This is a genomic window from Streptomyces sp. NTH33, from assembly GCF_003236365.1.
Classification (GTDB): Bacteria; Actinomycetota; Actinomycetes; order Streptomycetales; family Streptomycetaceae; genus Streptomyces.
In genome coordinates, this window is record NZ_POTZ01000247.1 from 1 (window position 1) to 10829 (window position 10829).

Genomic DNA, 10829 nt, shown 5'->3' on the forward strand with positions numbered 1-10829 from the left:
GCCCTGGCCCCCGGGGCCTCCACCACCCTCGGCTTCCAGGCCACCCACACCGGCAACACCGGCACACCCTCGTCGTTCGCCCTCAACGGGACCGTCTGCCAGAGGGGCTGAACGGACAGGCTGAACGGACGCGAACGCGCCCCGGCGTCCCGAAGCGTTCGTCGGGGCGGCCGGGGCGCGGTGAGGGCCGGGTCCGGCGGGACTCAGAGCGAGGGGCCGGCGTCCTCGGGCCGGATACGGCCCCGCCAGGCTCCGGTCTCGCCCCCGCGCTGCTCGATGTACTGCTTGAAGCGCTTCATGTCGCCCTTGACGCGCCGGTCGACCACGCCCAGCATGTCGCCGGCCTTCTCCACGGCTCCGCTGGGCTCGACGTCCATGACGAGCTCCACCCGGGTGTGCGTGTCGTCCACGCGCTCGAAGCGGACCGTGCCCTTCTGCCGGGTGTCGCCGCTGGTGCTGCGCCAGGTGATGCGCTCGTCGGGCAGCTGGTCGACGATCTCGGTGTCGAACTCCCGCTTGACACCGCCGATCTTGGTGGTCCAGTGGTTGTGGCGGTCGTCGACCTGCCTGACCTCCTCGACCCCCTCCATGAAGTTCGGGAACTCCTCGAACTGCGTCCACTGGTTGTAGGCGGCGTGGACGGGAACGTCGACCTCCACCGTTTCCTTGACCGTGCTCATCTGCGCCTCCTGTCTCGCTGACCGGCCGCGGCGGGACGGCTGCCCCGCCGCGACATCTCGGCAGGTGGCGACGAGTACCCCGGCATGCCCGGTTTACCACCGGTGGACGTGGGTCAGCCGAGTTCCCCGGTGCGCGCCGCCCGCCACAGGTCGACGCCGCCGTCGGCGGCGTACTTGTCGATCTCCGCCAGCTCCTCGTCGCTGAAGTCCGGGTTCTCCAGCGCGGCCACGTTCTGTTCCAGCTGTTCCACCCGGGAGGCGCCGATGACCAGGGAGGTGACGCGCCGGTCGCGCAGCGCCCAGGCGAGGGCCAGCTGGGCGAGGGACTGCCCGCGGCGGGCCGCGATGTCGTTCAGGGCCCGCAGCCGCCGCAGCATCTCCTCGGAGAGCCAGGCGGTGTCGAACGAGGTGCCCTGCGCGGCCCGCGAGTCCTCGGGGACGCCGTTCAGGTAGCGGTCGGTCAGCAGTCCCTGGGCCAGGGCGGTGAAACCGATGACGCCGAAACCCTCCTCCTCGGCGGTCTCCAGCAGCCCCTCGGTCTCGATCCAGCGGTTGACCATGCTGTACGACGGCTGGTGGATCAGCAGCGGGGTGCCCAGCTCGCGCAGGATGGCGGCAGCCTGCCGGGTGCGCTCGGCGTCGTAGGAGGAGATGCCGACGTAGAGGGCCTTGCCCTGGCGCACGGCGGTGTCCAGCGCGCCCATCGTCTCCTCCAGCGGCGTGCTCGCGTCCAGCCGGTGGGAGTAGAAGATGTCCACGTAGTCCAGGCCCATGCGCCGCAGCGACTGGTCGAGCGAGGCGAGCAGGTACTTGCGGGAGCCGCCGCCCTGGCCGTAGGGGCCGGGCCACATGTCCCAGCCCGCCTTGGTGGAGATCACCATCTCGTCCCGGTACGGCGCGAGGTCCTGCTTCATCAGCCGGCCGAAGTTGATCTCCGCCGAGCCGTAGGGCGGGCCGTAGTTGTTCGCCAGGTCGTGGTGGGTGATGCCGAGGTCGAAGGCGCGCAGGGCGATCTCGCGCTGGGTCTCGAACGGCCGGTTGTCGCCGAAGTTGTGCCAGTAGCCCAGGGACAGGACGGGCAGGTCGAGCCCCGAGCGGCCGGTGCGCCGGTAGCGCATGGTGCCGTCGTAACGCTCAGGATCCGCGACGTAGGTCATCGGGTGATCTCCGGGTGGTGCGGTGCGGGGCGCCCCCCGGGCCCGGGGGGACGCCCCCCACCTTGCTCCCGAGTGATCCTGAAGTCCAACCGTTGCCTCTCATCGGATTCAGCACCGCCGTTTCTGAATCCGGCGTTTCCGGATCCGGCGGGGCGGCCGGGTCCGCCGGCCTCGCACCCCTGGGCCCGCGAGCTTCAGGAGAACGGCGACGGGCCGGTGTCCACGGTGGGCGGGCCGGACGGGGAGCCGCGGCCGAAGCGGTGGCCGGACGGCGTGGGGACGCGGCGGATCGCGATGAGGGCGACGTCGTCGTTGAGGCGCCCGCCGGTGTGGGCGAGCAGATCGCGCTGGACGTGGTGGAGCAGGGCGTCCGGGGAGCTCCCGGTCCACTGGGTGATGCGCTCGGCCAGCGGGTAGAAGACGCCGTTGCGGTCGCGGGCCTCGACGGCGCCGTCGGTGTAGAGGAGCAGGGTGTCGCCGTGGCCGAAGGGCAGCACGTCGACGGAGGAGCCGTCCGGCTCGGTCAGGCCGACCCCGAGCGGCGGGGTGGGGGTGAGGTCCGGCGCCGTGACCTCCTTGTCCGGGCCGAGCAGCAGCGGTGCCACATGGCCGCAGCTGCTCATCCGGACGACCGGGTCGCCGTCCGGTATCTCCAGCAGCAGCGCGGTGACGAAACGTTCACCCGCCTCCTCCTCCGGTTCGAAGTCGGCGAGGTAGCGGGTGATGCTCCGTTCCAGGGAGGCGGCCAGCGAGGGCAGGGCGGCGTGGTGGTGCGCGGCCTCGCGGAACGCGCCGAGCAGCAGGGCCGCCTCGCCGATGGCCGGCAGGCCCTTGCCGCGCACGTCCCCGATCATCACCCGGGCCCCGCTGTCGGTGCGGGCGGCGGCGTACAGGTCGCCGCCGATGGACGCCTCGTCCTCGGCGGACAGGTACAGACAGGCGAGCTGCAGGGGACCCAGCCGGCTCGGCAGGGGCCACAGCAGCACCCGCTGAGCGGCCTCGGCCACCGACCGTACCTGCGCCAGCTCGCGCGCACGATGGTCGCGGACCACGCACAGGGCCACGACCAGCAAGGAGAGCAGCGCGAGAGCGGTCATCTGCACGATCACGCTCCGTGACGTCAGCAGGCCGAGCCGCCAGCCCGCGAACCCCTGGCCGGCCACCGCCGCGGCACCGATGATCCCCGTCGTCCACGGCCCCGCGAACCACGCGGTGATCGCGGGGGCGATCACCAGCAGCGGGCCGAGCACGATGTCGGTCGGCGCCACGATGTCGAACCCGGTGATGATGACGATGAGCGCGATCGGGATCAGCAGCAGCATGTGGCCCGACTGCGTGCGGTCGGCGAAACGTGCCTGCCAGGAACTCACGCCTACCACAGTGCACCGAGGCGGCACGGCGTGCGAACGCAGCCACTCGCTCCACGGCCGGCGCCGGCGCCCCGCCCGGCCCCCGCGGAACCGGCCGGCGGGGCCGCCCCGCCGACGGCGGGACGGCCCGGCCGGGTGCGTGGGTGTCAGGACCGGGACGGCATCGCCGCGCAGGTGGAGACGGCCGGTTCGCCGGCGAGGCGGTCGGTCAGCCAGGACACGGCGGCGCCCTGGTCGGCGAGCAGCGGGGCGAAGTGGTTGATCAGGGCGCTGCCGAGGCCGGGCAGGGCGAGCCCCTTGTACGTGACGTCGGCGCCCTTGGCGCACCAGTCGGCGGCGAGCTGCCGCGCCTGGGCGTGCGGGACGAGGTTGTCGCTGACGCCGGTGGCCAGGCGCACCGGGCCGGACGGCTTCAGACGGCCGATGCGCTGGCTGTCGAGGAAGGCCTGGAGCGCGGGTGTGGAGCGGACGACGTCGCTGATGGACCGACCGTCGGTGGTCCACTTGGTGCTCTTGGTGAAGCCGTAGGAGAAGAGGGCGTCGCCCACGCACATGGTCGACAGGTCGGCCAGGGCGGCCTTGCCCGCGCTGTTGAGGTGCGCGTCGGCGAGGGGCCTGAGCTCGGGGTCGGACTGCAGGAAGCCGTTCAGGGACCAGCCCAGGGCGCCGGCCAGTTCGCTGCCGTCGATGGCCCGGGTGACCTCGGTCAGGTCGGCGGGCGGTGCACCGGCGTAGGTGCCGGCGAGGGGGACGTCGGGGGCGTAGTCGGGCTGCAGTTCGGCGGCGGCCGCGACGGCACCGCCTCCCTGGCTGTAGCCGAACAGGCCGACGGGGGAGACCGGTGTGACGGACGCGCCGTCGACGGAGCGGGCGGCGCGGGCCGCATCGAGGACGGCGTGGGCCTCGTCGACGCGGTTGACGTAGGTGTGCAGCCGGTCGGTGGCGCCCAGGCCGGCGTAGTCGGTGACCACCACGGCGATGCCCCGGGCCAGCAGTCGGTAGACCGACAGGTCCTCGTAGCCGACCGACACGGTGCGGCCGTTGAACGAGACCGGGCGTTCCAGGCCCAGGGAGGCCGCGCACTGGTCGCCCTGCCCCATGGTGCCCGGTGCGACGACGACCAGGGGGCGCGGCCCGGTGCCCCTCCAGCGGGCCGCCGGTTCGACGTAGGCGCCGGTGACGGCCACCGGCCGGCCGGTGGAGTCGGTCGACTTGTACATCAGGCGCGTGGCCCGGCCCGGCAGGGGGCCGTGCAGGCCGTGCAGGCCGATGGCGAGCGGGAGCGGTCCGCTGCGGATCAGGGTGCCGTCGGCCGCCGGAAGGCCGGCGGGCGGGCTGTAGAAGACGGGGATCCTGACGCCCCGGGAGACCACTTGGCCGGGCTGGTCGGGCCCGGTGGCCGCGGCGGCCGGAAGCGCCTGGGCGCCGAGGCAGGCGGCGGTGGCGACGGCGGCGGCGAGCAGACGTCTGTGTGCGGGCATGGTGGAACCTCCTGAGGGTGCGGCCGTACAGGAGTGATGGAAGGTGAACGTACGGGGCCGCTGTTACCGCCGGTAGCGCACGGGAGGTTACGGTTGAGTAATGTTACTCGGTGTCCAAGGGGAGGCGTGTATCCGTCACTTTCCGCACACGAGACCGGCTTCTCAGGGGGCGATGTCGCACCGGTGCGGTCACCAGATCATGGCGTCGAGCAGCATCTCGGGGTCCGGCTCCGGAGCGCCGCCCAGGCCCAGCTCCGCCCAGATCACCTTGCCGTGCGCCACATAGCGCGTGCCCCACCGCTCCGCGAACTGCGAGACCAGGAACAGACCGCGGCCGCCCTCGTCGGTGGTCGCCGCGCGCCGCAGATGCGGCGAGGTGCTGCTGCCGTCCGACACCTCGCAGATCAGACAGCGGCCCAGCAGGATCCTCACCCGCACGGGCGGAGCGCCGTACCGGATGGCGTTGGTCAGGAGCTCGCTGAGGACCAGCTCCATGGCGAACGCGGGCTCCTCCAGCCCCCAGTCGCGCAGCCGGCCGCTCACCTCGGTGCGCACCCGGGAGACCGCCGACACGTCGAACGGCACGTCCCAGGCCCGGACCCGGGAGGGGTCGAGCAGCCGCGTCCGGGCGACGAGCAGCGCCACGTCGTCGCTCGGGTGCTCCGGCAGCATCGCGGCCGTCAGGTCCCGGCAGGTCTCCTCCGGGGACCGGTCCGGGTGCGCGACGGTCGCGCCGAGCATCGCCAGCCCCTCGTCGATGTCCCGTCCGCGGTCCTCCACCAGGCCGTCGGTGAACAGCACCAGCCGGCTGCCCTCCGGCAGGGTCAGCTCACCGGTCTCGAACGGCAGCCCGCCCACCCCCAGTGGCGGCGACAGGGGAAGATCGGGGAAGGTCACCCGTCCCGCGGGGTCCACCACGGCCGGTACGAGGTGCCCCGCCCGGGAGACGGCGCAGCGCCCGCCCACCGGATCGTAGACGGCGTACAGGCAGGTGGCCCCGGTGACGGGGGACACCTCGCCGTCGGCGCTCGCCGTCTGCGTGTCCAGCCGCGTCACCATCTCGTCCAGATGGCTGAGCAGTTCGTCCGGAGGCAGGTCCAGGGACGAGAAGTTCAGCACCGCTGTCCGCAGCCGGCCCATCGTCACCGCCGCGTGCAGCCCGTGCCCCACCACGTCGCCGACCACCAGCGCCACCCGGAAGCCGGGCAGGGGGATGACGTCGAACCAGTCGCCGCCCACACCGGACTGCGCCGGCAGGTACCGCCAGGCCAGCTCCAGCGCGTCCTGCTCCGGCAGGTCCCGGGGGAGCAGACTGCGCTGCAGCGTCACGGCCATCGCGTGCTCGCGGGAGTACCGGCGCGCGTTGTCGATCGCGACGGCCGCACGGGCCACCAGCTCCTCGGTGACCGCGACGTCCTCCTCCTCGAACCGCGCCGAGCCGGCCCCCCGCCAGAAGTTGACCATGCCGAGGATCACGCCCCGCGCCCTGAGCGGCACCGTGATCAGCGAATGGATGCCGTGGTCGAGCACCCGCAGCGCGCCCTCCGGATCCCGGGTCCGCCAGTCCTGCGCGGCGCGCAGGTCCGGCACCAGCACCGCCTTGCCGCGCCGCAGCGTCGCCCCCATCGGGGTGTCGGCCACCACGAACCGGATGGGGTCGCCCACCGGCTGCAGCGGGTTGTGCGCCCCGGCCTCGTACAGCGCGGTGCGGCGCATCCGGTTCTCCGCCCCGGTGGGTTCCTCGCCGTGCAGCACGGACTCCAGCAGTTCCACGGTGACGACGTCCGCCACCCGCGGGACCGCCACCTCGGCGAGCTCCTGAGCGGTACGCCGTACGTCGAGCGTCGTACCGATCCGCACCCCGGCCTCGTACAGCAGCGTCAGCCGTCCCCGTGCCACCTCGGCGCGGCCCGACAGGGCCCGCAGCTCCGTGGTGTCCCGGAAGCTGGCCACCAGGCCCGGCGGGCTGCCGTACGGCGCGGTGCGCCGGGTGTTGACCGCCAGCAGCCGGTCCCCGGCCGGGAACACCGCGTCGGAGACGACCTCCCCCGCCTCCAGCAGCCGCGTCATGTCCGGCCCCAGCCCCAGCTCCGTGACGTGCCGCCGGTCGGCGTCCTCCGGGAGGTCCAGCAGCCGGCGGGCCTCGTCGTTGGCGAGCAGCACCCGGCCGTCGGCGTCGGTGATCAGCACGCCCTCGCGCACCGCGTGCAGCACGGCGTCGTGGTGCTCGTACATGCGGGTCATCTCGGCAGGGCCCAGACCGCGGGTCTGGCGGCGCAGCCGCCGGCTGACGAGGAAGGTGCCCGCGGTCGCCAGCACCACGGCCAGCGCGGCGGCGCCCAGGACCATCGGGATCTGCTGGTTCAGCATCCGGCCCAGGTTCTGGATCTCGATGCCCGCGGTGACGATGCCGACCACGTGCCGGCCCGCGCCGACGACAGGCACCACCGCACGCACGGAGTCGGCCGGCCGGCCGTGGAAGGTCTCGGTGAACGTCTTGCCCGACATGGCCCGGCCGATCTCCTGGGCCGGCGTGCCGATCAGCCCCGGTTCCGGGTCGGTCAGGCGGATCCCCTGGCTGTTCAGCACGGAGATGTAGTCGATGCCGGAGTTCAGCTGCGCCTTCTCGGCCGGGATCCGCAGGAGGGCCGCCGGATCGGGCGACTCCAGGGCGAGCGCCGTACCGGGCGCGTGGGCGAACGCCTCCGCGACGGCCAGTGACCGCTCCTTGGCGCTGGTCTCGCCGTCGTACCGCCGTTGCAGCACCACGGCCGTGGCCCCCGCCGCGACGAGCACCAGGACGACGATCAGCTGCAGCAGGAAGACCTGCGCGGCGACCGTGCCCAGCCTCCGGGGCGGCGACAGACCCCGCCCCGCAGCACGCCGTGCCTCCCGGGTCCCCGGACGGCGGCGGGCCGGGCCGGCTCGCCGCCGGTCATTGACCGGCGGTTCCGCGCCCCTCGGGGACCGGTGGGAGCGTCCGACCATGCTTTCAGTTCTAACACCGCGCTTCCCTGCCGGGCGACCGGTATGTCCGGCAGGTCCCGGGTGTGTGACTCAGGGGACCAGCAAGGCGTGCGGCGGCTGCCGGGAGACGTGGCCGGGCAGGGGCTGTTCCGTCCAGATCGTCTTGCCGGAGCTTGTGTACCGGGTGCCCCAGCGCTGGGCGAGCTGGGCGACCAGGAACAGGCCCCGCCCTCCCTCGTCCGTGCTGCGCGCGCGCCTCAGGTGCGGGGAGGTGTTGCCGCCGTCGGAGACCTCGCAGATCAGGGTCCGGTCGTGGATGAGGCGCAGGCCGATCGGGCCGCGGGCGTGCCGGATGGCGTTGGTGACCAGTTCGCTGACGATCAGCTCCGTGGTGAAGGCCGCCTCGTCGAAACCCCACAGGGACAGCCGGCGGCTGACTTCGTTGCGCACCACGTGTACGGCCGACGGGTCGACGGGCACGTCCCAGGAGGCCACGCGGTCGCCGCTCATCACGTGCGTCCGGGCGATGAGGAAGGCGACGTCGTCGCGCGGCCGGTCCGGCAGCAGGGTGCGGACCATGGTGTCGCAGAGCTCCTCCAGGGGCCGGTCGGGGTGGGCCAGGGTGAAGCACAGCCGTTCCATGCCGACGTCGACGTCCCGGTCCGAGGCCTCGATCAGCCCGTCGGTGTAGAGCGCGACGACGCCGCCCTCCTCCACCGGGATCTCGGCCGACTCGAACGGCAGGCCGCCGAGGCCGAAGGGCGGGCCCGCGGGGATGTCGGGGAACTCCACGGGTTCGGTCAGATGGGCGATCGCGGGGCTGGGATGCCCGGCCCGGGCCACGAGCATGGTGCCGGCGATCGGGTCGTAGACGGCGTACACGCAGGTCGCGCCGACCGCCACCGGTCCCTCGGTGGCCGCTTCCGCCTCGTCCGACAGGCGCAGGACCAGGTCGTCGACGTGCGCCAGCAGCTCGTCCGGGGGCAGGTCCAGGTCGGCAAGGGTCTGTACGGCGGCCCGCAGCCGCCCCATGGAGGCCGCCGCGTGCAGGCCGTGGCCGACCACGTCGCCCACCACCAGCGCGACCCGGGCACCGGAGAGCGGGATGACGTCGAACCAGTCCCCGCCCACCCCCGCGTCGGCGTCGGCCGGCAGATAGCGGTAGGCCACCTCGACGGCACTGTTCCGGGGCAGGGCGGACGGCAGCAGGCTGGTCTGGAGGGCGAGCGCCGCCTGGTGCTCCCGGGCGAAGCGCCGGGCGTTGTCGACGCACACGGCGGCCCGCGCCACCACGTCCTCGACCAGCAGCTGGTCGTCCTCGGTGAACGCCTCGGGGTTCCTCCAGCGCAGCAGGGTCACCACGCCCATCGTGATGCCGCGGGCCCGCAGCGGCACAACCAGGTGCGTGTGCACGCCGAACCGGTTGATCCTCGTCCACCGCAGGGGGTCGTCGGCGAGCGCGGGTGTCGACGGGCCGACGGCCCGGCGGCTGGCCTTCCCGGTGGCCAGGCAGAGCTGCTGCGGAGACCCGCCGGGGTAGTGGATGGCCTCGCCGACTTCGGCGATCACCTGGGGGCGGTCCTTCTGGACCGACAGGTGGGCCGCGCGCCGCAGCACGGCCGGACCGCGTGCGGAGGCGGCGGGCGGGCCCTGCTCCGTCCGCACGACGTCCAGGAGGTCGACGGCCACGAAGTCGGCGACCCGCGGGACGACGATCTCCGCCAGCTCCTGGACCGTCCGGTGCAGGTCCAGCGTGGTCCCGATGTGCTCGCTGGCCGCGTTCAGCAGCACCAGCCGCTCGCGCGACGGGTCCTGGGCGGTGACGTCCAGGGCGGCGTAGCAGATGCCCAGCGTCCGGCCCGTGCTGTCGCGCAGGGGGAAGAACGAGCGCAGCCGGGAGCGCGCGGGTCCGCGCCGGCCGGACGTGCCGCGCCGGGGCGGCGCGTGCTCGACGGTGACCTGGGACTGCCCGGAGACCAGAGTCTGTCGGGCGTGCCGGGTCACGACCGAGGACGTTCCGCCCGCGGCGTCCACCGGATGCCCCTCCACGCCGGTCAGGGCGCGGTTCACCCAGCGGTACCGCAGCTGGGTGTCCAGCGCCGCGACCCCGATGGGGGACTGTTCGAGCAGGCCCTGCGCGACCGCCTCGTACCACTCGTGCCGGCGCCGGTCGGCGGCGTCGCAGGCGAGGACGAGCCAGTCGCGCGAGCCGCCCGCGGCGAGCAGCGGGCACACGCGGACGGCGAGCCGGACGGTGTGGCCCGCGCGGTGACGGACGGCGATCACCGCGTCCCCGGCACGGTCGATGCGGCGCAGCCGGGAGACCACGGTGGTCGGGTCGCGGCCGGACCACAGCAGCCGGGCCGGACGCCGTACGACGTCACCGGCCGGGTATCCGAGCAGGTCCTGGGCGCCTCGGCTCCAGTAGGCGATCAGCCCCTCGGCGTCGATGATCGCCACCGCTGAGGTCTTGATGTCGAACGGATCGCCCGGGTGCGTACCGCTCACCGCGCCACTGACGCCCATGCCTTCGTCCCCATCCACGGGCAGGACCCCCACGGGCACATCCTGCCATCGGCGGCGGTCTCCCGCCGCTCGGGGAGGACGGCGCCGCGCGCTTCGGGGAGGACCGGCTACGCCTTTGCCGCCAGCGCCTTCAGCGACTCGTCGGTGAGCCGGTACACCGCCCACTCGTCCTGCGGGCGGGCGCCCAGGGACTCGTAGAAGCCGATCGCCGGCTCGTTCCAGTTCAGGACCGACCACTCCAGGCGTTCGTAGCCGCGGGCGACGCACAGGCGGGCCAGCTCCGTCAGCAGCGCCCGGCCGTGCCCGCCGCCGCGGGCCTCCGGGCGGACGTAGAGGTCCTCCAGGTAGATGCCGTGCACCCCGCGCCAGGTGGAGAAGTTGAGGAACCACAGCGCGAAGCCCACCACCTCGCCGTCCGGGTCCTCCGCCATGTGCGCGAACGCCGCCGGACGCTCACCGAACAGAGCCTCGGCCAGTTGCCCGGGCGTCGCCCGGACCTCGTCGAGCGCTTTCTCGTACTCGGCGAGCTCGAGGATCAGGGTGTGGATGACAGGGACGTCGGCGGGGGTCGCGGGGCGAATCATGCGCGCAGTCTCACATGCCGCGTTCCGGGCGGAGCCACCCGGGGGTGCCGACGTGGGGCGGGAC

The 10829-nt window shown here is 73.5% G+C and carries 8 protein-coding genes; 1 reads left to right on the forward strand and 7 read right to left on the reverse strand.

Features of this window, described 5'->3' with window-relative positions:
* Positions 1-3 precede the first annotated feature (3 nt).
* On the forward strand, positions 4-111 hold the full coding sequence (locus C1I97_RS22330; protein ID WP_258382685.1) for a cellulose-binding domain-containing protein: 108 nt from the start codon (positions 4-6) through the stop codon (positions 109-111).
* Positions 112-203: 92 nt separating this feature from the next.
* Here the strand turns inward: C1I97_RS22330 and C1I97_RS22335 are convergent, their stop codons facing one another.
* The 7 genes from C1I97_RS22335 to C1I97_RS22365 all read right to left on the reverse strand — a co-directional run bounded on the left by C1I97_RS22335 (position 204) and on the right by C1I97_RS22365 (position 10765).
* On the reverse strand, positions 204-680 hold the full coding sequence (locus C1I97_RS22335; protein ID WP_111004982.1) for an SRPBCC family protein: 477 nt from the start codon (positions 678-680) through the stop codon (positions 204-206).
* A gap of 113 nt (positions 681-793) precedes the next feature.
* Complete coding sequence (gene mgrA / locus C1I97_RS22340) at positions 794-1837, reverse strand: L-glyceraldehyde 3-phosphate reductase (protein WP_111004983.1); 1044 nt, start codon at positions 1835-1837, stop codon at positions 794-796.
* A 194-nt stretch (positions 1838-2031) separates the two neighbouring features.
* Positions 2032-3159 (reverse strand): PP2C family protein-serine/threonine phosphatase, encoded by a 1128-nt coding sequence (locus tag C1I97_RS22345; RefSeq protein WP_111004987.1) that lies wholly within the window; start codon positions 3157-3159, stop codon positions 2032-2034.
* 194 nt (positions 3160-3353) lie between these two features.
* Positions 3354-4688, reverse strand: coding sequence for a lipase family protein (locus tag C1I97_RS22350; RefSeq protein WP_111004984.1), 1335 nt, complete (start codon positions 4686-4688; stop codon positions 3354-3356).
* 189 nt (positions 4689-4877) lie between these two features.
* On the reverse strand, positions 4878-7676 hold the full coding sequence (locus tag C1I97_RS22355) for a SpoIIE family protein phosphatase (RefSeq protein ID WP_111004985.1): 2799 nt from the start codon (positions 7674-7676) through the stop codon (positions 4878-4880).
* A 69-nt stretch (positions 7677-7745) separates the two neighbouring features.
* Complete coding sequence (locus C1I97_RS22360) at positions 7746-10214, reverse strand: SpoIIE family protein phosphatase (RefSeq protein WP_309147820.1); 2469 nt, start codon at positions 10212-10214, stop codon at positions 7746-7748.
* Between the two features lie 74 nt (positions 10215-10288).
* Positions 10289-10765 carry a GNAT family N-acetyltransferase gene (locus C1I97_RS22365; RefSeq protein WP_111004986.1) on the reverse strand — a complete coding sequence of 159 codons (477 nt, stop codon included), beginning with the start codon at positions 10763-10765 and terminating at the stop codon, positions 10289-10291.
* Between the last annotated feature and the right edge of the window lie 64 nt (positions 10766-10829).

Coding starts and splice junctions, on each gene's coding strand:
- C1I97_RS22365 (WP_111004986.1), bottom strand. CDS start 10,765: ATGATTCGCCCCGCGACCCCCGCCGACGTCCCTGTCATCCACACCCTG.
- C1I97_RS22345 (WP_111004987.1), bottom strand. CDS start 3,159: ATGCTGCTGCTGATCCCGATCGCGCTCATCGTCATCATCACCGGGTTC.
- mgrA (WP_111004983.1), bottom strand. CDS start 1,837: ATGACCTACGTCGCGGATCCTGAGCGTTACGACGGCACCATGCGCTAC.
- C1I97_RS22355 (WP_111004985.1), bottom strand. CDS start 7,676: ATGGTCGGACGCTCCCACCGGTCCCCGAGGGGCGCGGAACCGCCGGTC.
- C1I97_RS22335 (WP_111004982.1), bottom strand. CDS start 680: ATGAGCACGGTCAAGGAAACGGTGGAGGTCGACGTTCCCGTCCACGCC.
- C1I97_RS22350 (WP_111004984.1), bottom strand. CDS start 4,688: ATGCCCGCACACAGACGTCTGCTCGCCGCCGCCGTCGCCACCGCCGCC.